The organism is Curtobacterium pusillum (assembly GCF_007680845.1).
GTDB classification, from domain to species: Bacteria; Actinomycetota; Actinomycetes; order Actinomycetales; family Microbacteriaceae; genus Curtobacterium; species Curtobacterium pusillum_B.
The window spans coordinates 240,033-266,818 of sequence record NZ_VEIY01000006.1 but is presented as its reverse complement, the minus strand read 5'-3'; the positions used below and the strand labels follow the sequence as shown (position 1 = coordinate 266,818).

General features: G+C 70.9%; 24 protein-coding genes and 1 rRNA gene. 6 read left to right on the top strand and 19 right to left on the bottom strand.

The window, feature by feature from the left end; all coding sequences use genetic code 11:
- From FS825_RS14415 to otsA, 14 genes are all read right to left on the bottom strand, one after another.
- Positions 1 to 72, bottom strand: a 16S ribosomal RNA gene (locus FS825_RS14415); the annotation flags it as partial.
- A 508-nt stretch (positions 73 to 580) separates the two neighbouring features.
- On the bottom strand, positions 581 to 1,351 hold the full coding sequence (locus tag FS825_RS14410; RefSeq protein ID WP_144714192.1) for a fumarylacetoacetate hydrolase family protein: 771 nt from the start codon (positions 1,349 to 1,351) through the stop codon (positions 581 to 583).
- 30 nt (positions 1,352 to 1,381) lie between these two features.
- Positions 1,382 to 2,491, bottom strand: a complete 1,110-nt coding sequence (locus FS825_RS14405; protein WP_144714190.1) for a branched-chain amino acid aminotransferase — start codon at positions 2,489 to 2,491, stop codon at positions 1,382 to 1,384.
- A 15-nt stretch (positions 2,492 to 2,506) separates the two neighbouring features.
- A complete protein-coding gene (locus tag FS825_RS14400) occupies positions 2,507 to 3,589 on the bottom strand; it encodes a 3-isopropylmalate dehydrogenase (protein ID WP_144714188.1) in 1,083 nt (360 codons plus the stop codon).
- A gap of 13 nt (positions 3,590 to 3,602) precedes the next feature.
- Positions 3,603 to 5,192 carry a phosphoglycerate dehydrogenase gene (serA, locus tag FS825_RS14395; RefSeq protein ID WP_144714186.1) on the bottom strand — a complete coding sequence of 530 codons (1,590 nt, stop codon included), beginning with the start codon at positions 5,190 to 5,192 and terminating at the stop codon, positions 3,603 to 3,605.
- A gap of 86 nt (positions 5,193 to 5,278) precedes the next feature.
- Positions 5,279 to 5,659: a hypothetical protein gene (locus tag FS825_RS14390; RefSeq protein ID WP_144714184.1), complete on the bottom strand. Its 381-nt coding sequence runs from the start codon at positions 5,657 to 5,659 to the stop codon at positions 5,279 to 5,281.
- Entirely contained in the window at positions 5,659 to 6,096 is a 438-nt protein-coding gene (locus tag FS825_RS14385) for a hypothetical protein (protein ID WP_144714182.1), read from the bottom strand. Before FS825_RS14385 ends, FS825_RS14390 begins: the two co-directional genes overlap by 1 nt.
- A 62-nt stretch (positions 6,097 to 6,158) precedes the next feature.
- Positions 6,159 to 7,349, bottom strand: a complete 1,191-nt coding sequence (locus FS825_RS14380) for a mannitol-1-phosphate 5-dehydrogenase (protein ID WP_144714180.1) — start codon at positions 7,347 to 7,349, stop codon at positions 6,159 to 6,161.
- Between the two features lie 210 nt (positions 7,350 to 7,559).
- Complete coding sequence (gene ilvC, locus FS825_RS14375) at positions 7,560 to 8,585, bottom strand: ketol-acid reductoisomerase (RefSeq protein ID WP_144714178.1); 1,026 nt, start codon at positions 8,583 to 8,585, stop codon at positions 7,560 to 7,562.
- Positions 8,586 to 8,623: 38 nt separating this feature from the next.
- On the bottom strand, positions 8,624 to 9,124 hold the full coding sequence (gene ilvN / locus FS825_RS14370; RefSeq protein WP_144714176.1) for an acetolactate synthase small subunit: 501 nt from the start codon (positions 9,122 to 9,124) through the stop codon (positions 8,624 to 8,626).
- A complete protein-coding gene (locus tag FS825_RS14365; RefSeq protein WP_144714174.1) occupies positions 9,121 to 10,944 on the bottom strand; it encodes an acetolactate synthase large subunit in 1,824 nt (607 codons plus the stop codon). Before FS825_RS14365 ends, ilvN begins: the two co-directional genes overlap by 4 nt.
- A gap of 45 nt (positions 10,945 to 10,989) precedes the next feature.
- Complete coding sequence (gene ilvD, locus FS825_RS14360; protein WP_144714172.1) at positions 10,990 to 12,684, bottom strand: dihydroxy-acid dehydratase; 1,695 nt, start codon at positions 12,682 to 12,684, stop codon at positions 10,990 to 10,992.
- Positions 12,685 to 12,775: 91 nt separating this feature from the next.
- Positions 12,776 to 13,558 carry a trehalose-phosphatase gene (gene otsB, locus FS825_RS14355; RefSeq protein WP_144714170.1) on the bottom strand — a complete coding sequence of 261 codons (783 nt, stop codon included), beginning with the start codon at positions 13,556 to 13,558 and terminating at the stop codon, positions 12,776 to 12,778.
- Positions 13,551 to 15,143 (bottom strand): alpha,alpha-trehalose-phosphate synthase (UDP-forming), encoded by a 1,593-nt coding sequence (gene otsA / locus FS825_RS14350; RefSeq protein ID WP_144714168.1) that lies wholly within the window; start codon positions 15,141 to 15,143, stop codon positions 13,551 to 13,553. Before otsA ends, otsB begins: the two co-directional genes overlap by 8 nt.
- Positions 15,144 to 15,324: 181 nt before the next feature.
- On the opposite strand from otsA, the gene FS825_RS14345 reads away from it, so the two are divergent.
- Together FS825_RS14345 and FS825_RS14340 are read left to right on the top strand one after the other, a co-directional pair.
- Positions 15,325 to 17,868, top strand: a complete 2,544-nt coding sequence (locus FS825_RS14345) for a hypothetical protein (protein WP_144714166.1) — start codon at positions 15,325 to 15,327, stop codon at positions 17,866 to 17,868.
- Between the two features lie 71 nt (positions 17,869 to 17,939).
- The gene (locus FS825_RS14340; protein ID WP_144714164.1) at positions 17,940 to 18,911 is read left to right on the top strand and encodes a magnesium transporter CorA family protein; all 972 of its coding nucleotides are present in this window, start codon (positions 17,940 to 17,942) and stop codon (positions 18,909 to 18,911) included.
- Between the two features lie 24 nt (positions 18,912 to 18,935).
- On the opposite strand, the gene FS825_RS14335 is transcribed toward FS825_RS14340, so the two are convergent.
- On the bottom strand, positions 18,936 to 20,087 hold the full coding sequence (locus FS825_RS14335) for an SLC13 family permease (RefSeq protein WP_144714163.1): 1,152 nt from the start codon (positions 20,085 to 20,087) through the stop codon (positions 18,936 to 18,938).
- A 94-nt stretch (positions 20,088 to 20,181) separates the two neighbouring features.
- Between FS825_RS14335 and FS825_RS14330 the strand changes: the two genes are divergently transcribed.
- Positions 20,182 to 20,373: a hypothetical protein gene (locus FS825_RS14330; protein WP_144714161.1), complete on the top strand. Its 192-nt coding sequence runs from the start codon at positions 20,182 to 20,184 to the stop codon at positions 20,371 to 20,373.
- 96 nt (positions 20,374 to 20,469) lie between these two features.
- On the opposite strand, the gene FS825_RS14325 is transcribed toward FS825_RS14330, so the two are convergent.
- Positions 20,470 to 21,639, bottom strand: coding sequence for a mechanosensitive ion channel family protein (locus FS825_RS14325; RefSeq protein ID WP_144714159.1), 1,170 nt, complete (start codon positions 21,637 to 21,639; stop codon positions 20,470 to 20,472).
- A gap of 56 nt (positions 21,640 to 21,695) precedes the next feature.
- Here FS825_RS14325 and FS825_RS14320 point away from each other — a divergent pair, with 56 nt between their 5' ends.
- Together FS825_RS14320 and FS825_RS14315 are read left to right on the top strand one after the other, a co-directional pair.
- Positions 21,696 to 23,243, top strand: a complete 1,548-nt coding sequence (locus FS825_RS14320) for an amino acid permease (protein ID WP_144714157.1) — start codon at positions 21,696 to 21,698, stop codon at positions 23,241 to 23,243.
- 91 nt (positions 23,244 to 23,334) lie between these two features.
- Complete coding sequence (locus FS825_RS14315; protein ID WP_144714155.1) at positions 23,335 to 23,640, top strand: hypothetical protein; 306 nt, start codon at positions 23,335 to 23,337, stop codon at positions 23,638 to 23,640.
- Between the two features lie 11 nt (positions 23,641 to 23,651).
- Here the strand turns inward: FS825_RS14315 and FS825_RS14310 are convergent, their stop codons facing one another.
- The gene (locus FS825_RS14310; RefSeq protein WP_144714153.1) at positions 23,652 to 24,578 is read right to left on the bottom strand and encodes an aldo/keto reductase; all 927 of its coding nucleotides are present in this window, start codon (positions 24,576 to 24,578) and stop codon (positions 23,652 to 23,654) included.
- 71 nt (positions 24,579 to 24,649) lie between these two features.
- Here FS825_RS14310 and FS825_RS14305 point away from each other — a divergent pair, with 71 nt between their 5' ends.
- Positions 24,650 to 25,246, top strand: coding sequence for a TetR/AcrR family transcriptional regulator (locus FS825_RS14305; RefSeq protein ID WP_144714151.1), 597 nt, complete (start codon positions 24,650 to 24,652; stop codon positions 25,244 to 25,246).
- Here the strand turns inward: FS825_RS14305 and FS825_RS14300 are convergent.
- Together FS825_RS14300 and FS825_RS14295 are read right to left on the bottom strand one after the other, a co-directional pair.
- A complete protein-coding gene (locus FS825_RS14300) occupies positions 25,218 to 26,054 on the bottom strand; it encodes a VOC family protein (RefSeq protein WP_144714149.1) in 837 nt (278 codons plus the stop codon). The two genes, FS825_RS14305 and FS825_RS14300, sit on opposite strands and share 29 nt — an antisense overlap.
- A gap of 88 nt (positions 26,055 to 26,142) precedes the next feature.
- On the bottom strand, positions 26,143 to 26,775 hold the full coding sequence (locus tag FS825_RS14295; protein WP_144714147.1) for a PepSY domain-containing protein: 633 nt from the start codon (positions 26,773 to 26,775) through the stop codon (positions 26,143 to 26,145).
- Between the last annotated feature and the right edge of the window lie 11 nt (positions 26,776 to 26,786).

Below are 26,786 nucleotides of genomic sequence, written 5' to 3'. Positions count from 1 at the left end.
TCATCGTTCGACTTGCATGTGTTAAGCACGCCGCCAGCGTTCGTCCTGAGCCAGGATCAAACTCTCCGTAAAAAAATTACAACCAACACCGAAGTGCCAGCGAGTTGATACTGACTGTTGACTGTCTACTGACAATCTTCAATCCAAAAGGAATTGTCTCCGAACCCACCAGCAAGCTGATGAGTCACGGGGTCAATAAATTGGCATTGACAATGTGCACGCTGTTGAGTTCTCAAGGACCAGACGCACCCCCCGCTCGACCCCGTGAAGAGGTTCCGCCAGAGAGGCATTTCGTCACACCCGGAAGACACCGCCACGAGGGAGGTTCTTCATCGGGAAGTCGTTGCCTGAGCGGGACCCCGTCCGGACTGCGTCCCCGGGGCTCTCGCTCCGGTGACCGTCTCGGCCGTTCCGTTCTCCGCCTCAGCGGCAACGAGTGATTACTCTACACACGCCTCGGGGTGCCCGCCAACCGCCCCGCACCCCGGGCGTGTCGCCGGCGCCGATCGCCGCCGGGACGCGGAACGGCCCGCCCCCACGATGGGGAGCGGGCCGTCCGGGTGCTGCGGGTCGAGGCCGGTCAGTGCCGGGCGATGACCGGGTTCTTCAACGTGCCCAGGCCTTCGATCGTCACCTCGACGACTTCGCCGTCGCGGATCTCGCCGACCCCGGCCGGGGTGCCGGTCAGGATGACGTCGCCGGGCAGGAGCGTCCAGATGGACGAGATGAACTCGATGAGCGACGGGATGTCGTGCACCATCTCGCTCGTGGAACCCACCTGACGGAGATCCCCGTCGACCCGGGTCTCGATGCGGATGTCCGACGGGTCGATCTCGGTCTCGATGGCCGGGCCGAGCGGGCAGAACGTGTCGAATCCCTTCGACCGGGTCCACTGGCCGTCCCGGGCCTGGAGGTCCCGCGCGGTCACGTCGTTGGCGATGGTGTAGCCGAGGATCACGCTCGCGAAGTCCTCCCGCGTGACGTTCTTGGCGAGCGACCCAATCACGATGGCGAGTTCGCCCTCGTGGTCGACACGGCCCACGCCGGCGGGCAGGCGGATCGGGTCTTCGGGGCCGATGACCGAGGTGTTCGGCTTGAGGAACACCACCGGGTCGTCGCCGGAGCGCTCGTCCATCTCCGATGCGTGCTCGGCGTAGTTGAGCCCCACGCCGATGACCTTCGACCGCGGGATGACCGGGGCGAGGAGCTTCGCGTCCGCGAGGGGGACGCGCTCCCCCGTCGTCTCGAAGCCCTGGTACATCGGGTCGCCCGCCAGCACGACCAGGTCGCGCTCGTCGAGGATGCCGTACCGCGGGTCTTCACCCTTGCTGCTGAACCGTGCGATCTTCACAGTGAGACCCTACCGACGCCCGGTCGTCGATCAGGACGCGTCGGTCAGCTTCGTCATCCAGCCGTGCGGATCCGCGCGACGGCCGTACTGGATGTCGGTGAGCTCCGCACGGAGGGACATCGTCAGCTCGCCAGCGCCCTCGGTCGGCGCCCCGATGGTGAACCCCTCACCGCGGAGTTCCGCGATCGGGGTCACCACGGCAGCGGTGCCGCACGCGAACGCCTCCGTGATGGAGCCGTCCGCGACGCCGTCACGCCACTCGTCGAGGGTCACCCGGCGACGCTCGACGCGCAGTCCGCGGTCCTCTGCCAGTTGCAGGATCGAGTCGCGGGTGATGCCTTCGAGGATCGAGTCGGAGTCGGGCGTCACGAGGGTGCCGTCGGACTTCACGAGCACGACGTTCATGCCACCGAGCTCTTCGAGGTACTTGCCCTCGGCCGAGTCGAGGAACATGACCTGCTGGCAGCCGTGCTCGTACGCCTCCTGCTGGGGCAGGAGCGAGGACGCGTAGTTGCCGCCGGTCTTGGCCGCCCCGGTCCCGCCCTTGCCGGCTCGGGCGTAGTTGCTCGACAACCAGATGGACACCGGCTTCGGCCCGGAGGTGAAGTACGCGCCGGCCGGGCTCGCGATGCAGTGGTACGCCACGGCCTGCGCCGCGCGGACACCGAGGAACGACTCGGTCGCGATCATGAACGGTCGGAGGTACAGGCTCGTCTCCGGGGCGGACGGCACCCAGTCGACGTCGGTCCGCACGAGCTGCCGGATCGAGTCCACGAAGGTCTCCACCGGGAGCTCCGGCAGCGCCAGCCGGCGCGCGGACCGCTGGAAGCGCCGGGCGTTCGCGTCCGGTCGGAACGTCCACACCGAGCCGTCCGCGTGCCGGTACGCCTTGAGGCCCTCGAAGATCTCCTGCGCGTAGTGCAGCACGCTCGCACTGGGGTCCAGCGTGAGCGGTCCGTACGGGTGGATCGAGGCGTCGTGCCACCCGGCGTCGATCGTCCACTGCACGGTGGCCATGTGGTCCGTGAAGTGCTTGCCGAAGCCCGGGTCGGCGAGGATCGCCTCGCGCTCGGCTTCGGCGCGGCGCTCGGCCGACGGCGTGGTGGCGAACTCGAGTCCGAAGGCGGTGTCGGTGCTCATCTGGGGGAACTCCTGTCAGGCGGTGGTGGTGCGTGCCGTGGCCGCGGCGGCGATGGCGTCGCCGATCTCGGCCGTGCGACGCTGCGAGGTGCCCCGGTCAGCGAGGTCGGCCTCGACCGCCCGCGTGACCGCCGACGCGAGATCGCTGCGACCGATGTGGTCGAGCAGCAACGCGACGGACAGGATGGCGGCCGTGGGATCGGCCAGCTGCTGACCCGCGATGTCCGGGGCGGAGCCGTGGACCGGCTCGAACATGCTGGGGAAGGTGCCGTCCGGGTTGATGTTTCCCGAGGCCGCCATACCGATGCCGCCGCTGATCGCGCCTGCCAGGTCGGTGATGATGTCGCCGAAGAGGTTGTCCGTGACGATGACGTCGAACCTAGCAGGTTCCTTCACCATGTGGATGGTGACGGCGTCGACGTGCTGGTAGTCCACGGTGACGTCCGGGAACTCCTGCCCGACGGCGGCGACGGTGCGCTGCCAGAGCGCTCCGGCGTGCACGAGGACGTTGCTCTTGTGCACGAGCGTGAGGTGCTTCCGCTCCCGGCGGGCTGCGAGCTCGAACGCGTAGCGCACGACCCGCTCGACGCCGAACGCGGTGTTGAGCGACACCTCGGTCGCGATCTCCTGCGGGGTCCCGGTCCTGATCGCACCGCCGTTGCCGACGTACGGCCCTTCGGTGCCCTCACGCACGACGACGAAGTCGACGGCACCGGGGTCGGCCAGCGGCGTGCCGACGGCGTCGTACACCTTCGTCGGGCGCAGGTTCACGTAGTGGTCGAACGCGAACCGCAGCTTGAGCAGCAGCCCGCGCTCGATGATCCCGCCGGCGAGTCGGGGGTCGCGGGGGTCGCCCCCGACCGCACCGAGCAGTATCGCGTCGTGCGAGGCGATGGCGGACATGTCGTCCTCGGTGAGGATGTCGCCGGTCTCGAGGTACCGCGAGGCACCGAGGGCGAACGGGGTCTCCTCGACGACGAGGTCGTCGGGCAGGACCGCGTGCAGCACCTTGAGCGCTTCGTCGACGACCTCGGGACCGATGCCGTCGCCGCGGATCACCGCGAGCTGCAGGGTCTGCACCGTGTTGTCCTCAGGCATGTCCGCCACTCCCCTACAGCGTGATGTCGATCTCGCGGAGCGACGCCGCGTCGATCGTGGACCGGACGTGCTCGAGGATCTCGGCCGGGACCGGCGAGTCCACGGTCAGCACGCTGAGCGCCTGCCCCCCGGCTTCGCGCCGCGAGATCTGCATCGCCGCGATGTTGATGCCGGCGTCGCCGAACTCCTTGCCGTAGACGGCGACGATGCCCGGGCGGTCCGTGTAGACCATCACCACGTGGTGCTCGGCGAGGGCGACCTCGACGTCGTGGCCGTTGATCTCGACGAGCTTCGCGACCTGCTTCGGGCCGGTGAGCGTGCCCGACACGCTGATCGCCGGGCCGTCGGACTGGGCGCCGCGGATCGTCAGCACGTTCCGGTACTCCGAGCTGTCGGAGTCGGTGATGAGCCGGACGGTGACCCCGCGCTGCTCGGCGATGAGAGGGGCGTTGACGTAGGACACCTGGTCGCTGACGACGTCGGTGAAGACGCCCTTGAGCGCCGCGAGCTTGAGCACGCTGACGTCGTACTCGGCGAGTTCGCCGTGCACCTCGACGTCGATGCTCGTGACCGGCGACGTGGCGAGGCCGGTGAAGACCTGGCCGAGCTTCTCGACCAGCGGGATGCCCGGGCGCACGTACGGGTCGATGACCCCGCCGGCAACGTTGACCGCGTCGGGGACGAGCTCGCCGCCGAGGGCGAGGCGCACCGACTTGGCGACCGAGACGCCCGCCTTCTCCTGGGCTTCGTCGGTCGATGCGCCGAGGTGCGGCGTCACGACGACGTTCGGCAGCGAGACGAGCGGCGAGTCCTTTGGGGGCTCGGACACGAAGACGTCGAGGCCGGCGCCGGCGATCGTGCCCGACGTGAGCGCACGGTGCAGGGCGTCCTCGTCGATGAGGCCGCCACGGGCCACGTTCACGACGAAGGCGGTCGGCTTCATGAGCGCGAACTGGTCGTCGGAGATCATGCCGAGGGTCTCGGGGGTCTTCGGCATGTGGATCGTGACGAAGTCCGAGCGACGGAGCAGGTCGTCGAGGGAGACGAGCTCGACCCCGAGCTGCTGCGCGCGGGCGGTCGTGACGTACGGGTCGTACGCGATGACCGACACCCCGAAGGCCTGCAGGCGCTGCGTGATGAGCGCGCCGATGCGACCGAGGCCGATGATGCCGACGGTCTTCTCGTAGAGCTCGACACCGGTGTAGGACGACCGCTTCCACGCACCGGCGGACAGCGACGCGTGCGCGGCCGGGATGTGCCGGGCGAGCGACAGGATGTGCCCGACCGTCAGTTCGGCGGCCGAGATGATGTTCGAGGTCGGCGCGTTGACGACCATCACCCCGGCGGTCGTGGCCGCCTTGATGTCGACGTTGTCGAGTCCGACGCCGGCACGGGCGACGACCTTGAGGTTCGGCGCGGCGGCGATCGCCTCGGCGTCGACCTTGGTGGCGGAGCGCACCAGGACGGCGTCCGCATCGGCGAGGGAGGCCAGGAGTGCGGGACGGTCGGTACCGTCCACGTTCCGGATCTCGAAGTCGGGCCCGAGGGCGTCGACTGTGGCGGGCGAGAGTTCTTCGGCGATCAGGACGACCGGCTTCGGCACAGCTGCAGTTCCTCACACGAGACGGGCGGTATCCCACCATCGTATCGACGTGCGCAGCCGGTTACGACCGCGACGGCGCTCGGGGGTCAGAACTCCAGCAGGCTCGGCACGAAGAGCTGCAGGTCCAACCACAGGGCGCCCGCTGCCGCGAAGGCGACGACGAAGACCGCCAGGGTCACGGCGAACGTGGAGCGGCGGGTGATGACGAGCGCGACCACGAACGCGACCGGCGCGATGAGGATGTCGAGGACCAGCCAGAACCACGGCGTGCTCGTCTTGAGCGAGTCCCCACCGGAGGTCGTGGCGAGGAAGGCGTTGAACTCGGTGACCTTCTGCGAGATCTGCGACAGGTTGCCGACGGCCTGCACCGTCATGTACGCGAAGAGGACGGCGAACACCGCCCACACCACGATGCGGCCGACCAGCGCGCGCGAGGACCGGTGGACCGTCGGGGTCGCGGCGGTCATCAGAAGCTCCTGGTCATGAGGAACGGCCACGGGAACAGGACCACGGCGCCGAGGAGCATCCAGAGGAGTCTCGTGCGCGTGCGTCGGCCACGTCCGGCCCACAGCACGACCGTGAACCAGAGCGCGGGCGCGACGATCGAGAGGAACCGCAGGACCTCGACGAAGACGGTCAGCACGGTGTCGACGTCGGAGACGTACGAGGTGGAGGCGGTCAGCAGCCACGCGACCGTGTAGAGCAGGTAGAGCCCGCCGAACACCCCGAAGCCGATGAGCGAGCCGGAGGTCTCCGGCGCTTCGGGATCGCGGGACCCCCTGGCCTTGACGGCGACCGGGTTGTGCGCCGCGTCCACGTGGGTCGAGTCGTCGGCGTCGCCCCAGCTGAGGGCGTCGTCGTCGTGGTCGACCGAGCCGTCGGGCGGGGATGCTGCCGTGGTCATGCACCCGATTCTACGAGGCGAGCCGCTACGGCTCGACCATGGACGGGCTGTGCGCGTGCTGGTCAGGCGTCGGCGGGCTGGGTCTCGAGGACCTGTGCGACGACGTCGCGCACCGCGGGGAAGAGCGGGTGGCTCTCCATCAGGCCGGTGAGGATCTCGGTGAGCGCGTGCGCCGTGGCACCGGAGCGGAGCAGCGCGTGCAGTTCGATCGACTCGGGGTCGTTCTCGTCGTCGAAGTCGAGGGCGACGCGGATCGCACCGAGCAGGTGGTCGACCGGGAGCCCGCGTTCGGCGAGCTGCGCGGCCGGACCGACGAAGCGTTCGCGGCGGCCGAGCTTGCGGAGCGGGTTGCGCCCGACACGGACGGTGGTGTCCGGCAGGTGCGGGTTGGCGATCCGGGAGAGGTTCGCGGCGACGTAGCGCGCGTGTTCCGCCGGGTCGAAGCCGTGCTTCGCGACGAGGAGCGCGGTGGTCTCGGCGAGGACGCCGTCGACCTCGGCGCGGACGTCGTGGTCCTCGAGGGCTTCACGGATCAGGCGGATGCCCCGGACGTAGCCGTGGTAGGCGGCCGTCGCGTGCGCGGTGTTCACCGTGTACAGCTTCCGCTCGACGAACGGCTGCAGGTCGTCGACCCACGTCACGCCGTCGATCGCGGGCGGTTCGGCGTCCGAGTCGGCGAACGGTGTGCGCTCGATGACCCACTCGTAGAAGGGCTCGAGCACCACGTCGAGGCCGCCGGACTGACCGAGCACCCCGGACTGGTCCGGGACGATCCGGTCGATCGCGCAGTTCGCGAACACGGCGGCGATGTCCCGGTCTTCGAGGATGGGGGCGCGACGGATGCTGGCGTGCAGCGAGTCCGTGGCGTTGAAGGCGTTCTCGCAGGCCACGATCGTGACGTCGCCGAGCTCCAGGGGACGGGCGGCGAGCCCTTCCGCGATCACCGGTGCGACCAGCGGCAGGGTGCGGGCCCCGACCGCGGTCGTGACGACGTCGGCCTCGGCGATGGCACGGATGACCTGATCGCGGTCGGTCTTGCTGCTCAGGGCGCGGAACCCGTAGACCAGGTGCTCGACCGGCATCTCGCCGACCTCGTGCACGACGAAGCGCCCGGCTTCGTTGAGGGCCGACACGACGCGGTCGTCGACGTCCACGAAGGTGAGCTCGTAGCCGCTCGCGACCAGGAACTGTCCCACGAACCCGCGACCGATCTTGCCGGCGCCGATGTGGACCGCTCGCTTCGTCACCGCCATCCGATGATCCTCCCATGCCGGACGACGCACGCCTGACCGTGGCCGCGCCGGACGGACGACGGGCGTCGTCCAACGGTCGCGGGGTCGCCGGAGGGACGCCGGTGCACGGCGTCGGGTCGGATCAGGAGCAGCTGCATAACGTTCGGGTCACATCGCGAGGCGGCGGTGCAGGGAGCACCGCCGCCTCGTCATCGAGTGGTGTTGCGAAGACTACCGCGCGGCCGAACCGTCCACGTAGTCGGCGTCGTTCGACTTCCAGGCGAAGAGCGCACGGAGCTCGCGGCCGGTGGCCTCGATCGGGTGTCCCTCGCCCTTGGCACGCAGCGCCTTGAACTCGGGGGCGCCGGCGTCCTGGTCGTCGATGAAGCGCTTCGCGAAGGCACCGTTCTGGATGTCCGCGAGGACGGCCTTCATGTTCTCCTTGACGTCGGGCGAGATCACGCGGGGGCCGGAGACGTAGTCACCGAACTCGGCGGTGTCCGAGACGGACCAGCGCTGCTTGGTGAGGCCGCCCTCCCAGATGAGGTCGACGATGAGCTTGAGCTCGTGCAGGACCTCGAAGTAGGCGATCTGCGGCTGGTAGCCCGCCTCGACGAGGGTCTCGAAGCCGTACTGGATGAGCTGCGAGGTCCCGCCGCACAGGACGGCCTGCTCACCGAACAGGTCGGTCTCGGTCTCCTCGGTGAACGTGGTCTTGATGCCGCCGGAGCGCAGGCCACCGATGGCCTTGGAGTAGGACCAGGCGAGGTCCCACGCGGAACCCGAGGCGTCGACCTCGACGGCGACGATCACGGGGACGCCGCGGCCGGCCTCGTACTCGCGGCGGACCGTGTGACCCGGGCCCTTCGGCGCGACGAGCGACACGTCGACGCCCTCCGGCGCCTCGATGTAGCCGAAGCGGATGTTGAAGCCGTGGCCGAAGACGAGCGTCGCGCCGTCCTTGAGGTTCGGCTTGATGTCCTCGGCGTAGACGATGCGCTGGACCTGGTCGGGGGCGAGGATGACGACGACGTCGGCCCAGGCGGTGGCGTCGCCCGGGGTGAGGACCTCGAACCCGGCCTCTTCGGCCTTCTGGCGGCTCTTCGAGCCCTCCTGCAGGCCGACCTTGACCTCGACGCCGCTGTCGCGGAGGTTGAGGGCGTGGGCGTGGCCCTGCGAGCCGTAGCCGATGACCGCGACCTTCTTGCCCTGGATGAGCGTCAGGTCGGCGTCGGCGTCGTACACGATGTCAGTCACGAGGGTGTGTCTCCTTGGTTCTGGTGGTCTGGGGGTGCTCAGCGCACCCGGTCGGTGATGCTCTTCGGGCCGCGGCCCATGCCGAGGAGGCCCGCACGGGCGAGCTCCTTGATGCCGTAGGGCTCGAGCACGCGGAGGATCGCCTGGATCTTGCCGGGGTCGCCGGTCACCTCGACGACGAGCGAGTCGGTCGCGACGTCGACGACCTGGGCGCGGAACAGGTTCACGGCTTCGAGGACGGCCGAGCGCGTCTGGTTGTCGACGCGCACCTTCACGAGCATGTGCTCGCGCTGGACGGACTGCGGGAAGTCCAGCTCGACGATCTTGATGACGTTGACGAGCTTGTTGAGCTGCTTCGTCACCTGTTCCAGCGGGAGGTCCTCGACGTCGACGACGACCGTGATCCGGCTGAGGCCGTCGACCTCGGTGTTGCCCACCGCGAGGGACTCGATGTTGAACCCGCGGCGGGCGAACAGCCCCGCGACGCGGGTCAGCAGGCCCGGCTTGTCCTCGACGAGGAGGGAGAGGACGTGGCTCATGCGGTTTCCCCCGTCATGTCGGCGTCCTCGTCGTCCCAGGTGGGCGCGAGGGCCTGGGCGTACTCGATGGACGAGTTGCTGACGCCCTGCGGGACCATCGGCCACACCATGGAGTCGCGGCTCACCACGAAGTCGATCACCACGGGACGGTCGTTCGTGGCGAGGGCGAGCTCGATCGCCGCGTCGACCTCGTCGGCCTTCTCGACGCGGATGCCGAGGGCACCGTAGGCGTCGGCGAGCTTCACAAAGTCCGGCACCCGGCGCGACGCGTGGCCGGTCTCGAGGTCGGTGAACGAGTGACGGCCGTCGTAGAACAGCGTCTGCCACTGCCGCACCATGCCGAGCGACGAGTTGTTGATGATCGCGACCTTGATCGGGATGTCGTTGATGACGCAGGTCGCGAGTTCCTGGTTGGTCATCTGGAAGCAGCCGTCGCCGTCGATCGCCCAGACCACGCGGTTCGGTTCGGCGACCTTGGCGCCCATCGCGGCGGGCACCGAGTAGCCCATGGTGCCGGCGCCGCCCGAGTTGAGCCAGGCGTGCGGGCGCTCGTACTTGATGAACTGCGCGGACCACATCTGGTGCTGCCCGACGCCGGAGGCGTACACGGCCTCCGGACCGGTGAGCTCGCCGATGCGACGGATGATCGCCTGCGGGGCGAGGAGGCCGTCGGTCGGTTCCGCGTAGCCGAGCGGGAAGTCGACGCGCAGCTGCTCGAGCTTCGCCCACCACGCGGCGGTCGAAGCACGGTCGTCGACGGGGATGCCGTTCCACGCCTCGAGCAGGTCCTTCAGGACCTCACGCGCGTCGCCGACGATCGGGACGTCGGCGAACCGGATCTTGGAGATCTCGGCGGGGTCGATGTCGACGTGCACGACCTTGGCGTCCGGCGCGAACTCGTCGGCCTTGCCGGTCACGCGATCGTCGAACCGGGCACCGAGCGCGATGATGAGGTCGCTGTCCTGCAGGCCGAGCACCGCCGGGACCGTGCCGTGCATGCCGGGCATGCCGAGGTGCTGGGCGTGCGAGTCCGGGAACGCGCCGCGGGCCATCAGGGTCGTGACGACGGGCGCGCCGGTGGCCTCGGCGAAGCGGAGGAGCTCGGCGGTGGCCTCGGCGCGGACGACGCCGCCGCCGACGTAGAGCACCGGGCGCTGCGACTCCGCGAGGAGCTGCGCCGCTGCGGCGATCTGCTTGCCGTGCGCCTTCGTCACCGGGCGGTAGCCGGGCAGGTCGATCTTCGGCGGCCACACGTACGGCGCCGACTTCTGCTGGGCGTCCTTCGTGATGTCGACCAGGACCGGGCCGGGGCGGCCGGTCGTGGCGATCTGGTACGCGGCGGCGAGCGTCGCGGGCACGTCGGCGGGGTCGGTGACGAGGAACGAGTGCTTCGTGATCGGCATCGTGATGCCGACGATGTCGGCTTCCTGGAAGGCGTCCGTCCCCATCAGGGTCGAGAACACCTGCCCGGTGATGGCGATGAACGGCACCGAGTCCATGTAGGCGTCGGCGATGGCCGTGACGAGGTTCGTCGCGCCGGGGCCGGACGTCGCGATGGCGACGCCGACCTTGCCGGACGCGGAGGCGTACCCCTCGGCGGCATGGCCGGCGCCCTGCTCGTGCCGGACGAGGATGTGCCGGATCGTCTCCGACGCCATGAGCTCGTCGTAGAAGGGGATGATGGCGCCGCCCGGCAGGCCGAAGACGTCGGTGATCCCGAGGTGCTCGAGCGTCCGGAGGACGGCTCCCGAGCCGGTCAGGATCTCCGGCGTCCGGCGTGCACCGGCGGCCGCGGACAGCGGAGTGGCTTCCGTGGGCATGAGGTGTTCCTTGCCTGGAGAGATGGCGATGAGCGTGTGTCGACGCTAGCCCGTCACCGCGCCCTTGGCGGCGGACTGGACGAGCTTCGCGAACTTCGCGAGGACTCCGCGGGTGTAGCGCGGGGGCAGCGGGGCCCAGCCTTCGCGGCGGGCTTCCAGCTCGGCTTCGTCGACCAGTAGGTCGAGCGAGCGAGCCGCGATGTCGACACGGATGCGGTCGCCATCGCGCACGAATGCGACTGGACCTGCGTCCACCGCTTCCGGTGCGATGTGGCCGATGCACAGGCCGGTTGTGCCGCCTGAGAATCGTCCGTCCGTCAACAGTAGTACATCCTTGCCGAGTCCAGCGCCCTTGATGGCCGCCGTGATGGCCAGCATCTCGCGCATGCCCGGACCGCCCTTGGGGCCCTCGTAGCGGATGACGACGACGTCACCCTTCTGGATCTTGCCCTCGGTGAGGGCGTCCATCGCGGCGCGCTCGCGGTCGAACACGCGGGCGGGACCCTCGAACACCTCGGCGTCGAAGCCCGCGGTCTTCACCACGGCGCCCTCCGGTGCGAAGGTGCCCTTGAGGATGGTCAGACCACCGGTCGCGTGGATCGGGTTGTCGAGCGTGCGGAACACCTCGCCGTCGAGGGCGGGCGGGTCGATCTCGGCCAGGTTCTCGGCCATGGTCTTGCCCGTGACGGTCATGACGTCGCCGTGCAGCAGTCCGGCGTCGAGCAGCGCCTTCATGATCACCGGGATGCCACCGTTGCGGTCGACGTCGACCATGACGTACTTGCCGAACGGCTTCATGTCCGCCAGGTGCGGGACCTTCGAGCCGATGCGGTTGAAGTCGTCGAGGGAGAGCTCGACCTCGGCCTCGTGCGCGATCGCGAGGAGGTGGAGGACGACGTTGGTCGAACCACCGAGCGCCATGGCGACGGTGATGGCGTTCTCGAAGGCTTCCTTCGTGAGGATCTGCCGCGCGGTGAGCCCGAGCCGCAGCATGTTGACGACGGCTTCGCCGGAACGGTGCGCGTAGTAGTCGCGGCGGCGGTCCGCGCTGGGCGGCGCGGCCGATCCGGGGAGCGACATCCCGAGGGCTTCGGCGACCGAGGCCATGGTGTTGGCCGTGTACATCCCGCCGCAGGCACCCTCGCCCGGGACGATGTTGCACTCGATCTTCTTGAGCTCTTCCTCGCTCATCGTGCCGGCCTTGCACGCACCGACGCCCTCGAAGGAGTCGATGATCGTCACTTCCTTCATCGAGCCGTCGGCCTGCTTCACGTAGCCCGGCATGGTCGAGCCCGCGTAGAGGAAGACGCTCGCGAGGTCGAGGCGCGCCGCTGCCATGAGCATGCCCGGCAGGGACTTGTCACACCCGGCGAGCAGGACCGTGCCGTCCAGCCGCTCGGCGTTGACGACGGTCTCGACGCTGTCCGCGATGACCTCGCGCGAGACGAGGGAGAAGTGCATGCCCTCGTGGCCCATCGAGATGCCGTCGGAGACGGAGATGGTGCCGAACTGCAGCGGGTAGCCCCCGCCGGAGTGCACGCCCTCCTTCGCCCCCTGCGCGAGGCGGTCGAGGGAGAGGTTGCACGGGGTGATCTCGTTCCAGGACGAGGCGATGCCGATCTGCGGCTTGTCCCAGTCCTCGTCCCCCATGCCGACGGCCCGGAGCATGCCACGCGAGGTGGTCGCTTCGATCCCGTCGGTGACGACCCGGCTGCGCGGCTTGACGTCGATATCAGGCATGGAGCGAGTCTAGGCGCAGTTGGGATACCACCGGGACAACAACATGCGTTCGCATGATGAAAGGGCGGCCGGGAGGCGCGGGTCGGGCTGGTCAGCGCGTCGCGCGCAGGCGCGCCAGCTGCTTCAGGACGTCGGTCAGGGCCGCCGGGTCGTCCACGCGGAAGCCGGCGAGCGTGTCGCCATCCCCCACCTTCACGCCCACGTCGCCGTCGCCGAGGACCCGGAAGGCGTCCTCGTCGGTGACGTCGTCACCCGCGAAGAACACGGCGTCCGCGCCCCGCAGCTCGCGGAGCCGCGCGATGGCGTCACCCTTCGTGACGTGCCGCACGGCGAACTCGACGATGTCCTTGCCGCCGCGCTCGAGCACGCCGGGGTCGGCATCGTGCGCGGCCGCGCTGGCTGCGGCGTTCGCCTCCGCCGCGACGTCGGCGCTGACCCGTCGGGTGTGCACGCCGTGCCCCGCGGGCTTGTGCTCGATGACCACGCCGGGGAACCGTGCGCCCACCTCGTCGAGCGCCGCACCGATGCGGGCCACCCGGGCCAGTTCGTCGTCGGAGAGCGCGGCTTCATCGTGGCCGTCGACCCGCCACTCGACCCCGTGCGAGCCGACCAGTGCCATCTCGGCCGGTGCGTGCGTGACCCGGGCGAGGCTGTCGAGCGGGCGCCCGGAGACCAGGACGACCTCGGTGTCCTTCGCCCGCTGCAGGGTGAGCACCGCCGCCCAGGACCCGGGCAGCGCACCGACCTGGGACGGGTCGTCGGCGAACGGCGCGAGGGTGCCGTCGAAGTCGAGGGCGACGATGAGTCGCGGCGCAGCCGCGAGCGTCTCGAGGGCCGCGTCGATGGCGGTCTGGTCGGTCGTCGTCTCACGCATCACGCGCCTCCCGGGTGTCCTCGGCGGCACGCGCGGTCTGCGCGTCCTGGTCGAAGATCGACATGCGGTCGGTCTGCGCCTCGCGGTGCTGGTCCTTCGGGTCGACCGCGGACGGGTCGATCTGGGCGTTCCGCGGGGCGTGCCGGTCCAGGGCCTCGAGGAAGGACCGGGACCACCGTGCCACGTCGTTGTCGCGCACGCGCTTCCGGAGCGCGCGCATGCGGGTGGACCGCTCACGACGGGGCATCTGGATGGCCCGCTCGATGGAGTCCTTGAGCGCCCCGATGTCGTGCGGGTTGACGATGACGGCCTGCTTCAGCTCGTCCGCGGCGCCGGCGAACTCGGACAGGATGAGGACGCCGTCGTTGTCGAAGCGTGCGGCCACGTACTCCTTCGCGACGAGGTTCATGCCGTCGCGGAGCGCGGTGACGAGCATGATGTCCGCGGCGAGGTACAGCGCCACCATCTCCTCGCGCGGGTAGCCGTGGTGCAGGTAGGCGATCGGCTGGTGTCCGATCACGCCGAGGTCGCCGTTGATGCGGCCGACGGTCAGCTCGATCTCGTCGCGGAGTGCCGCGTACGTGTCGACGCGCTCGCGGCTCGGGCTCGCGACCTGGATGAGCGTGGCGTCCTCGACCGCGATGCGGCCGTCCTCGACGAGCTCGCCGAAGGCCTTGATGCGGTGCCGGATGCCCTTGGTGTAGTCAAGGCGGTCCACGCCGAGGAGGACGGTCTTCGGGTTGCCGAGGCTCTCGCGGATCTCCCGCGCGCGCTCCTGGACCTCCGGGCGGTGCGCGATCTCCTCGAAGCCCGCGGCGTCGATCGAGATCGGGAAGTGACGCGCCTCGACGTGGCGCACCGTGATGCCCTTGCGGCTGCGGGGAGCGGCGGGGTCGTCGACGGGGACGTCGATCGTCGACCCCTTCGTCGTGTAGCCCTTGATGTGGCGGACGGCGCGGAGGAAGTCGCTCGCGTCGTCGTGCCGCTGGAAGCCGATCACGTCCGCACCGAGCAGCCCGTCGAGGATCTGCGCGCGCCACGGGAGCTGCGCGTAGATGCCGACCGGCGGGAACGGGATGTGGTTGAAGAAGCCGATCGTCAGGTCCGGGCGGCGCTCCCGCAGCAGCGCCGGGAGGAGCTGCAGCTGGTAGTCCTGCACCCAGACGATGCCGTCCTGCTCGACGATCTCGGCGATCTGGTCGGCGAAGCGCTCGTTCACGCGCTTGTACGCGATCCACCAGTCGCGGTGGTAGCTCGGGTGCTCGATGACGTCGTGGTAGAGCGGCCAGAGGGTGTCGTTGCTGAACCCCTCGTAGTACTCCTCGACGTCCGCGGCGCTCAGCGCGACCGGGACGATGTGGATGCCCTCGTTGTCGAAGGGGTCGACGTCGACGTCCGGCTGACCGACCCAGCCCACCCAGGCGCCGTCGTTCGCACGCATCACCGGCTCGAGGGCGGTGACCAGGCCACCGGGCGAATGCCGCCAGCCTTCGTTGCCGTCCTCGTCGACGACCCGGTCCACCGGGAGGCGGTTCGAGGCGACGACGAACGAGTAGCGGGTCTGTTCGGTGCGGGGTGCTGCCATGGGGTGGTGGGGTCTCCGTTCCGCCCGGTTCGAGCGCCGGGACCGCCGTCAAGTTACCAGCGTGCCGACAGCAGATTCACGGCGGATCGGCGGTTTCCGGTACGCTGCACCCGAGTGTCGGGGGGACACCGGGGTGCCGCACGGGCGGCGCCGGCCTCTCGGCCGGAAAGGACCCCTCCCCGTGAGCGAGCAACCTCCCGTCCCGCCGCAAGCAGACCCGCTGGGCCGACTGCTCGGCACCGTCCCCGGTCGGGACTGGGTCGCCGCGGTCGTGGCCGCCGTCGGCGGCTGGGTCGCCGCGTACGTCGCCGCGGCGATCTCGCTGTTCCTCACGGTGGCCGTCGCCGCTGCCGGCGCGTCCGGGTCCTCGGGCTCGACCGGGTCGGGGACGAGCGGCCTCGGGTCGGCCGGGGCCGCGCCCGACGTCCAGACGCTGCTGTCCGGCGTGAGCGTGCTGTTCGGCTCCCCCGCGCAGCTCGTCGCACTCGCTGACCTCGGCCGCCTCCACGGGTCCGGCTCGATCACCTTCCTCGGCTCCGGGTCGGGGTCCGTCGGGGTCGTCCCGGTCCTCGTCCTCGCGGCGCAGGTCGTCATCGCCGTCGTGCTCACGCGCCGCATCCGCTCCCGGGCGCTCGCGCTGCCGCAGCTCGTCGTCACCGCCGTGCTCGCCGGACTCGTGACCACCGCGGTCACCACCCTCACCGGACTCGTGCTCGCCATCCGCTTCCCCGCGGTGACCGGGCTGTCGATCGACCCCGTGCACGCCGTCGGCGTCGGCAGCGTCCTCGGTTCGTTCGTGATCGGCACCCTCGCGGTCCTCCTCGCCCGCCCGTCCCAGCTCACCCGTGCCGGGCAGAGCGTCCTCGTCGGTCGGACGCTCGGGGTGCTGCGGGTCGCCGCCTCCCAGGTCGGCGCGCTCGTGGTCCTGCTCGCGCTCGTCCTCGTCGTCGTCGCACTCGTCGCCCAGCCCTCGTGGGGCGCCGCCCTGCCGCTGCTGCTCGGCAACGCGGCCGTGGTCCTCACCGCGCTCGGGTTCCTCGGCGGGGTCGGCACGTCCGGTCTCGGTTCCGCCGGCAGCGACGCGTCGGTGTTCGCCGGCGCCGGCGGCTGGACCTGGATCGTCGTGCTGCTGGTGCTGGTGACGTCGTTCGCCGCGGGCCTCGCGCTGGCGGTCCGCCGGAACGACCGGGCCCGCACCACGCTCGACTGGGTCGTCACGCCGGTCGTCTGGTTCGTCGTCGGCCTCGTGCTGTTCGTGCTCGGGACCGGAGTGGTCGCCTACCAGGTGACCGGGACGAGCGCCGCGGGCGGTTCCGGCTCGGTCGGCACCACGCCTTGGACGCCGGTGGTCTTCGCGCTCTGGGGTGCGGCGATCGAGGTCGTCGCGCGCTTCGTGGCGCCGGTCGTGCTCCCCCGTCTCGGCGGCGGTGTGCTGCTCCGGACCGCACGCCTCGTCGGCACGGACCCGCGTCCGACCGCTCCCGTCCCGGCACCCGCCGCGCCCGCGGCCGGTCCGGCACCTGCGGCCGGTCCGGCACCCGCGGCCGGTCCGGCACCGGTCGCCGGCTCCGTCGAGGCGCCGGCTCCGGCCGCCGACCCCGCCGGTACGGCAGCACCGACCTGGAACGTCGCCCCCGTGAACGGTGACGTCGCGCCGCAGCCGTACGCGGCGCAGCCCGACGCCTCGCAGCCGTACGCCCCGCAGCCGTACGCCCCGCAGCCGGGCCAGCCGTTCGTCGGCCAGGGCGCCCCCGCCCCGGCGCCGATGTCGCCGCGCGCACGCAAGATCCTCGTCCGCTCCCTCATCGCGGCCGGCGCCGTGGTGGTCGTGGTCATCGCCGGCGCCGTCACGACCGGCATCCTCCGGTCGAACGTCTGGGGTCCGGCACCGACCGCGCGCTCCTACGTCGAGGCGATCGCGACGGGCGACGCGGACGCCGCCGCCCGGCTCAGCGACGTCCCCGGCGACGCGACGATGCTCGACGGCACGGTGCTGAAGAGCGCGAAGAACCGCCCCACCGACGTCCGCGTCGGTCGGGTGTCCACGAGCGGTGACACCGCGTCCGCGACCGTCACCTACCAGCAGGGCGACGCGGAGCGCTCCGGTCAGATCGTCCTCGAGCGCACCGGCACCTCGTACCTCGTGAAGGACGAGTGGCGGGTCACCCAGCCCCTGGCGGACCGCGTCTCGATCACGGCCGGCCAGGTGCTCGAGGGCGCCGACGTCACGGTCGGCGGCAAGAAGGTCGGCGAGATCGAGAACGGCGCGTTCCAGTCGCTCGCCTACCCGGGCAGCTACCAGGTCGAGGTCGGCGGGACGAAGTACTTCACCGGCGGCACGAAGACGCTCCGGGTCGGCTCGTCGACCGCGCCCTACGTCGACTTCGAGGCGAAGCCGACGAAGCAGCTCGAGACCGACGCCGAGCAGTACGTCTCGGCCCTCATCGACGACTGCGCGGCGAAGACCGAGATCAGCTACTCCGACGGCTGCCCCTGGTACGGCCCGTACGACGCCGACGGCGCCGTGCAGTACGAAGTGAAGACGAAGCCCGAGCTCACGGTGGACGCCACGAGCTCCGGCACCGTCGAGGTGAGGAGCACGAAGGACGGCACGATCGGGTACTCCTACAAGGACTACTTCGGCGACGCGCAGAAGAACGACGACTCGTTCGACGTGGACGTCTTCCTGAAGGTCCAGGACGGAAAGCTCGTCACGGCGTACTGATCGCCGAGAGCACGCCGTGCGACGGCCGGTCCTGGACCTCCGGGGCCGGCCGTCTCACTAGGCTCGTCGGCATGGTCTTGACACGGGCGTGGCGGAACGGCAGCGCAGCGGAGCGCGACTTCCCCGTCGACCGGGTGTCCGACCTCGTCGCGGAGGACGGCACGTTCGTCTGGGTGGACTTCACCGACCCGCAGGCGTCCGACCTCGAGCACGTCGAGGAGGAGCTCGGCATCCACGCCCTCGCGATCGAGGACGCGGTCGAACGCGGTCAGCGACCGAAGCTCGACCGGTACCGGGACAGCCTCTTCCTCGTCGTCTACGACGTCGGCGGGCTCGACCACGACGGCGACCTCGTGACGCACGAGGTGAAGGCCTTCGTCACCGCGCACGCGCTCGTCACCATGCACGGAGCGGACGTCGACCCCGACGTCGTGGAACGGCGCCTCCGGTCGAACGCGGACCTGGCCGACCACGGCGTCCCCTGGCTCGTCTGGGGGCTGCTCGACGCGGTCACCGACCACGCGACCAGCACCATCGAGGACATCGAACGACGGATCGACGACCTCGAGGACGACCTGTTCGAGCGCGGCAACCCCGGCGAGAAGCAGATCCAGCGCCGGTCCTTCCGGCTCCGCAAGGCACTCGGGGTCCTGCGTCGGCAGGTCGTCCCCACCCGGGACAGCGTCGCATCGCTCCTGCACGGCGACGCCGAGACGGTCTCGGACGGCATCCGCCCGTACTTCCGCGACGTCGAGGACCACCTCGTGTCGATCGCCGACTCGGTCGACCAGCTCCGGGACGCCGTGTCCAGCGTGCTCGACACGAACCTCAACCTCGCGTCGAACCGGCAGAACGTCGTGATGAAGAAGGTGACGAGCTGGGCGGCGATCATCGCGGTGCCGACCGCCATCACCGGAGCGTTCGGCATGAACGTCGAGTTCCCGGGCGAGGGGCACTGGAGCGGCTTGTACGCGGCGGTCGTCCTCGCCTCGGCGTCGTCGCTCCTCCTCTACCGTTCGTTCAAGCGACGCGACTGGCTCTGACCGCGGACAGCGGACCGCGGAGCGCTACAGCTGCAGCGCCAGCACGCCGGCCACGACGGTGAGCGGGGCGACGACGCACCCGAGCGCCATGTACCGCCCCCACGACAGGTGCACGCCCTCGGAGGCGAGCCGCGCGTGCCACAGCAGCGTCGCCAGCGACGCCCACGGCGTGATGAGGCACCCGGCGTTCACGCCGACGAGGAGCGCCGCGTAGCGCAGGGCCTCGTGCCCGGCGGCCGGCTCGAGCACCAGGTACGCGGGCAGGTTGTCGATGAGGTTCGCCGCGACCGCCCCCGCGCCGCCGAGGGCCAGGAGCGAACCGGTCCCGGTGCCGCCGCGCAGGGCGTCGACGATCGGGTCGGTGAGCCCGGTCGTGTGCAGCGTCTCGACGACGACGAACAGGCCGGCCGCGAAGACGAGGGTCGACCACGGCACGCGTGAGACCTTCAGCTCGGACGGCGCACGGAACGCCGCCACCACGACGAGGACGGCCGCGGCGACGACGGCCGCGATCCACACGGTGACCCCCGCCGTCAGGGCGACGACGAGCGCGACGAGCACCGCGGACGCCGACCAGAAGAACACCGGGTCGGTCGCCTGCCGCACCGAGACCGGCGTGTACCGGCCGAACAGGCGACCGCGGAACACGACGAGCAGCACCGCGCACGGGATGACCACCCCGGCGAGGGCGGCCCAGACCATGAGCCCGGCGAACGGGATCGGTCCGTCGAGCCCGATCCGGTCGACGGCGAGCAGGTTCGTGAGGTTGGAGACCGGGAGCAGCAGGGACGCGGTGTTCGCGAGCCAGACGGTGGTCAGGGCGAACGGCATCGGCGGCAGCCCCACGCGCCGGGCGAGGGTGATGACGATCGGGGTGAGCAGCACGGCGGTCGTGTCGATCGACAGGAACACCGTGCAGAGCACGGCGAGCACGACGACCGCGCCCCACAGGCCGATGGTCCGGCCGCCGCCGACCCGTGCGGCGAGGTCGGCGAGCCGGTCGAACACGCCCGCGTCCGCCGCGAGCTCGGCGACGACGGTCAGTCCGAGCACGAACGCGAGGACCGGGACGACCCGGTCGGCGAGTTCGGCGAGGTCGGACAGGGGCAGGAGTCCGAGGGCGACGCACACCGCGCCGACCACGAGCAGGGCTCCACCGATGACGGCCTGACGCACGGGCGACTCCTCCACGAGTGCGCCGGCAGGGCGACCGGCGGCGCTCCAATGTAGCGGCCGGTAGCGTTGGCGGGACTAGCGACAGGAGGAACCCGTGCGGAAGTTCATGTTCAGCGGTGCGGTGTGGAGTTCGATCATCAGCGGCTACAGCGTCGTGCAGACCACCCGGCAGGGCCCGCGCGACTGGCGCCTGGCACTGACGTGGGTGGCGTGGCTCGCCACGACGATCGTGGCGGTCGGCACGGTCGTCGAGGACGACCGGTCCGTCAAGGCGCGGCAGCCGTAGGACCCGTTCGCGGCGGTGGTCGCGACCGGGTGACGGACGGGAGGCGCGGGGCCAGCTGGCACCGCGCCTCCCGTCCGTCCCGCGGTCGCGTCGGACTCAGCGTTCCGACGGCGGGATGTCGGACGTCTGGATCGGTCCGGTGAAGAGCGCACCGCGCTCGTCCTGCCCCGGCGAGAACAGCGCCGAGGACGACGCCGTCGACGCGCCCCGCCGGGTCGGCACCGGCTCGGCGGCGTCCACCATGAGCACGCGCTGCACGGGCAGCGCGTCCGGGTGCGTCCGCTGGATCCACGCGACGAGCTCCTCGCGGACGTAGCAGCGCAGGTCGAAGAGCGACGGGGCGTCGTGTGCCGTGACGAGCACCCGGATGTGCACGAAGCCCTGGACGGCGTCGGTCACCTGGAGGACCTGCACGCGACGGTCCCACAGCTCCGTGCGGTCGAGGACGCGTTCGAGCTCGGCCCGCATGTCGCTCGGGCGCACCCGCCAGTCGAGGTCGAACTCGACCGCGCCGAGGAGTTCGCTGTTCGTGCGCGTCCAGTTCTCGAACGGCGTCGAGGTGAAGTACGTCGACGGCAGCACGAACCTGCGGTCGTCCCAGAGGTGCACGACGACGTAGGTGAGGGTGATCTCCTCGATCCGGCCCCACTGCTGCTCGACCACGACGACGTCGTCCACGCGGATCGACCCGGAGAACGCGAGCTGCATGCCGGCGAACACGTTGCCGAGCGTCGACTGCGCCGCGAGCCCCGCGATGACCGAGATGAGCCCGGCGGAGGCGAGCACGCTGGCACCGGCAGCCTCCACGCCGGGGAACGTGAGCAGGATCGCACCGAGCCCGATGATGACGAGGACCGCGACGGTGAGCCGGCGGAGCACGAGCACCTGGGTGCGGATGCGCCGGGCGACCCGGTTGTCCGGCACGTCGACGCGGTAGCGGTGCAGTCCGAGGCTCTCGAGGAAGATCGCGATCTCGCAGGCCAGCCAGGTGCCGACCCCGATGGTCGCGATGAGGAAGGTGTGCGACACCTCGTCGCGCCACGGGTACTGGTCGGCGTGGTCCGGGATGCTCGAGGCGAACGCCGCCCAGAGCAGGGCGACGAGCAGCATCGTCCTGGTCGGGTGCTTGGTGCGGCGGGACAGGACCGCCGCCCACCGCTCGCGTCGGGCGAGCGCCCGGAAGACGAGGTGCAGGACGAGGGCGGCGACGGCGGTCACGAGCAGGGCGAACCCGACGGCGACGAGGAGTCGGAGGAGGATGTCCATCCCCCCATCGAACCGGGTGTGCGACGCGGCCGCGCCACACCTGTAGCGTGTCGCGCATGACAGCGCAGAACGACACCGGGGTGGACCGCGCGCCCGCGAACGACTTCTCGCACGAGCAGGAGGGCTACCAGCACGGGCTGAAGCCCCGGCAACTGCAGATGATCGCCATCGGCGGGGCGATCGGCACGGGGCTCTTCCTCGGAGCGGGTGGTCGCCTGCACACCGCCGGTCCAGCCCTCGCCGTGGTCTACCTGATCGCCGGCGTGTTCGCCTTCTTCATCCTCCGCGCGCTCGGCGAGCTCGTGCTGCACCGCCCGTCGTCGGGGTCGTTCATCTCGTACGCCCGCGAGTTCTACGGCGAGAAGTTCGCCTACGCCGCGGGCTGGATGTACTTCCTCAACTGGGCGATGACGTCGATCGTCGACACGACCGCGGTGGCGCTCTACCTGCACTACTGGGCCGGTCCGCGAGCCGTGCCCCAGTGGGCGCTGGCGCTGGCCGCACTCCTCGTCGTGCTCGCCGCCAACCTCGTCGCGGTGAAGGTCTTCGGCGAGCTCGAGTTCTGGTTCGCGATCATCAAGGTCGCAGCGCTCGTCGCGTTCCTCGTCGTCGCGCTCATCTGGCTCGTGTTCGCGTTCCCGGTGGAGACCGGCGGGGAGACCGTCCGGACCGGCTTCTCGATCTGGGCGGACCACGGCGGGCTGCTGCCGACGGGTCTGCTGCCCGCGGTGCTCGTCGTGCAGGGCGTGGTGTTCGCCTACGCCGCCATCGAGCTCGTCGGGACCGCCTCGGGTGAGACCCAGGACACCGAGAAGGTCATCCCCCGCGCGATCAACTCCGTCGTCTTCCGCATCGCGGTCTTCTACGTCGGATCGGTCGTCCTGCTGTCGCTCCTGCTGCCCTACACGTCCTACAAGGACGGCGTCAGCCCGTTCGTCACCTTCTTCTCGTCGATCGGGAACCCGCAGGTCGGGCAGGTGGTCGGTTCGGTCATGAACTTCGTGGTGCTGACCGCGGCGCTGTCGTCGCTCAACGCCGGCCTCTACTCGACCGGCCGCGCGCTGCACTCGATGGGCATGAACGGCTCGGCGCCGAAGTGGACCACGAAGATGTCCAAGGGCGGGGTGCCGTTCGCCGGGATCCTGCTCACGTCGGCGTTCACGCTGGTCGGGGTCTTCCTCAACCTGTTCGTCCCGGCGCAGGCGTTCGAGATCGCACTGAACATCGCCAGCCTCGGCATCATCACCGCGTGGGGCACGATCATCCTCTGCCAGATGCGACTCCGGCAGTGGGCGAAGCAGGGGCTGGCGAAGGAGCCGTCGTTCAAGCTCCCCGGAGCGCCGTTCACGTCGTGGTTGACGCTGGCCTTCCTCGCCACCGTCATCGTGCTGATGGCGATCGACTACCCGATCGGCACCTACACGATCGCGTCGCTCGTCATCGTCATCCCCCTGCTCGTCGTCGGCTGGTTCCTCCAGCGCGACCGGATCCTCCGCATCGCATCGCTCCGGTCCGGCGTCACCGGTCCGTACCCGGTGACCGGACGGGACCCGGCGAACCAGGTCCGTCGGGCGCCGGAGACGGACGGCGACGACCAGGCCTGACGCGCCCGACGGTGGTCCGTCCTGTCCGCAGAACGAACCACCGTCCGCCTCGCCGCCTGGCGGATCCGCCCTCCGTCGGTACGATCAGCGGGTGCCGGACCCCACTGTCTCCCCCACGCTCGACCTGCAGCTCACCTGGCGCGGTGCGTTCGGCCGGGTCCGGGTCTTCGGGGACCGCGTGGTCGCGGAGACGAGCTTCGAGAGGGACGCGCTGACCCCGGTGCCGATGGATGCCGTGCGGGGCTGGCGCATCGAGCCGTGCGACTTCGACGCGATCTGCGTCGAGTTCGTCACCGCCGACGACACCTACCGTGTGCTCCTCGACACGTCCGACGAGCGGATCACGGACCTCGCGCTCCACCGCGCCCTCGGCGCCCCGCTGCCCTCCGAGTCCTGAGGGCGCGGCCGCTACGGCCAGGTCGGGTTCGCCGTCCCGTCGGCGATCCGGCGTTCCCACACCCCGTCGAGCGCAGCCGTCTGCTCGGCGGTGAGCACGACGTCGCCGACCGCCACGTTCTCGGCGAGGTGGTCGACGCTCGCGGTCCCGGGGATGAGCAGCACGTCCGGAGCGTGCCCGAGCAGCCACGCGAGCCCCAGCTGCGCGGGCGTGGTCCGGAGCTCGGACGCGATCCGGACCGCGACCGGTTCGTCGACGACCTTCGGCAGGCCGGGGAACGCACCGCCGAGCGGGAAGTACGGCACCCAGGCGACGTCGTGCCGGACGCAGAGGTCGAGGAGCGCCTCGTGCTCCCGTGCGACGAGCGAGTACGCGTTCTGGACGCAGACGATCCCGGCCGCGAGCCCGCGCTCGAGCACCTCGGCGGACACGGCGCTCAGTCCGATGCCGCCGATGAGTCCCTCGTCCCGCATCGCGGTCATCTCGGCGAGCTGGTCGTCGAGGTCCACGAGCTGCTCCCCCGCCGCGATGAGGCCGGGGCCGGTGTCCGCACGGCGGAGGTTCACCACGTCGATGCGGTTACGCCCGAGGCTCCGCAGGTTCGCGTGCACCTGCTCGCGGAGCTGCTCGGGTCGCTGCGCGAGGGCGAGCGGCACCGGAGCGTCGACGCGCACCGCACCGACCTTGCTCACCACGACGACCTCGTCCGAGGCGCCGAACGCTCGGCGGATCACGTCGTTGGCGACGCCGTCCCCGTAGAAGTCGGCCGTGTCGAGGTGGTCGACCCCGAGTTCCCGTGCGCGGTGCAACAGCGCGACACCGCGTTCCCGGTCGTCGGCGAACCGTTCGAGTGCCATCGCGCCGTACCCGATCCGTGCGACGGTCCGCCCGCCGAGGTCGTACGCGCCGCCTGGGCGCTGGTTGCCGTTCTCCTGCATGTCGTCTCCGGTAGTCTCGTCGAAGCGGAGGAACCTCCGCTTGACCGAGCATAACCGGAGGTACCTCCACTTTGTCCAGCGAACCGACATCGGCGCGCCGACGCCCGCGCGCCGACGCCGTCCGCAACCGCGAGCTGCTGGTCGACGCCGCGCGCGACGCGTTCACCACCGACGGCGAGGACACCTCGCTCGAGGGCATCGCCCGCGCCGCCGGGGTCGGGATCGGGACGCTCTACCGCGCGTTCCCGTCGCGCGAGGACCTCATCGCGGCCGTGTACCGCGCCGAACTCGACGCAGCCCTGGACGTGGTCGACGCCCTGCTCAGTTCGTCGGCCACCGGTGCCGCTGCCCTCCGCGCCTTCACCGGGCGCTACGCGGAGTTCGTCGCGACGAAACGCGGCCTCGCCGAGACCGTCCGGGTCGGGGCCCTCCGCGGCGCGGCCGAGGCGGCGGGCACGAGGGACCGCGTGAACGCCGCGGTGCAGCGGTTCCTCGACGCCGGCGCGGCCGACGGGTCGCTCCGCGACGACCTCCTCGCCGACGACGTCACCGCGGCGCTCATCGGCATCCTGCTGTCGACCCGGGACACCAGGGACGCCGAGCAGACCGGACGGCTCCTGGACATCCTGCTCGCCGGGCTCAGCCGGCGTCCGGCGCGAACTGCGTGACCCGGAACGTCGCGCCCTGCGGGTCCTGGAGCTCGGCCGCACGCGTCCAGTAGCCCTGCCACGTCCCGAGCACCCGGCCCCCGAGCCGCTCGGCGAGCGCCGCGGCGTCGTCCCGGTCGGCCACGCTGAACGACACGTGCCAGTCGTCCGGACCGGCGTCGATGCGGGCGAGGGCCCCGATGACGTCGGCGAAGCCCTCCGGTGCGCCCACCTGCCGTTCCCGGATGTCCGGGTCGGAGGTGGCCGCCAGGTGGTCGCCGTACCCGGGGAGCCGGACCATCGCGCTCGGCCCCTCCTGCATGCCGGACACCTGCCAGCCGAAGAGCTGCTCGTAGAACCCGAACGCCTGCTCCGGCGCGGTGGAGCGCAGGTCGCTGAAGACCCAGCCGCCGGGAGCGTTGATGTGCTGCGCGCCGAGCCGCGCGCGTGCCTGCCAGAGCCCGAACGCGGCGCCGCGGGGATCGACGCAGTCGACGCTCCGGCCGGCTGCTCCCCCTGGGCCGGCGTCCTCCGGCGGGCCAGCGGTGCCGCCGAGGCCGACGATCCGTTCCGCTGCCGCGACCGCGTCGTCGACCGCGATGTACGTCGTCCACGCCGCGGGGTCCTCGCTCGACGCGATCGCCCCGACGTCGCGCCCGTCGATGCTCGCGATGCGGTACGAGCCCGGCGCTCCGGGTGGCACCCGCTCCTCGAACGCCCACCCGAACAGGCCGCGGTAGAACTCCTGTGCGGCGTCGGGGTCGGGGTGTCGGGCTTCGATCCAGCTCGGGACGCCCTCCGGGTACGTGCGCGGGGTCTGGTCGGTCATGGTGCCTCCCTGGTCAGCCGGCCCGTCCGCCGGGTGACACCGGTCTACCGCCGACCACCGTCACGGGCACGGGCACGGGCGCCGGTGCTCAGTCGTCCGTGTCGACGCGGTCGGTGACGACGTCGCCGGAGCCGGCGTCGAGACGCACGCTGTGCTTCGTGCCCGAGCCGTCCCGCACGTCACCCTCCCAGACGACGGTGCCGAGGTGGTCGTCGAGCCCGAGCTCCGTGATCGTGCCGGCGTGCAGGTCCTCGAAGCGGTCGGCGGCCTCGCGGACGTCGAGGTCGGCCGCGGCGACGAACCGCTCGTGCTCGGCACGGTCGTCGGCGTCGGCGGTCTCGGTGCGCGGCGTGCCGGCGACCGAGGTCCCCGCGGCGTCGGTGTGCACCTCGTGCTCGGCACCGTCGTCCGTGACCACGAGGACCTCGTACGTCGAGCCGTTCTGCTCCTGCTCGACGGACACGACCGTGCCCGAGCCGACGGACTCCCGCGCCGTGGCGACCGCGGCGCGCAGGGTGTCGTTCGACGCGGCGGCAGCGGTGGCGGTGCCCGCGGCGGCGCCGGGCGACGTCGACCCAGCAGACCGCCCACCGGTGGTCCCGGACTGCGCGGCCGAGCAGCCGGTGAGTGCGAGCGCCGCGACGAGCGGCAGTGCGGCCAGCCCGCCGAGACGGATGGTACGGGAGGAGGAGCGGGCGGAGGGGGTGCGGGATGCGTTCATGCGGCAAGCGT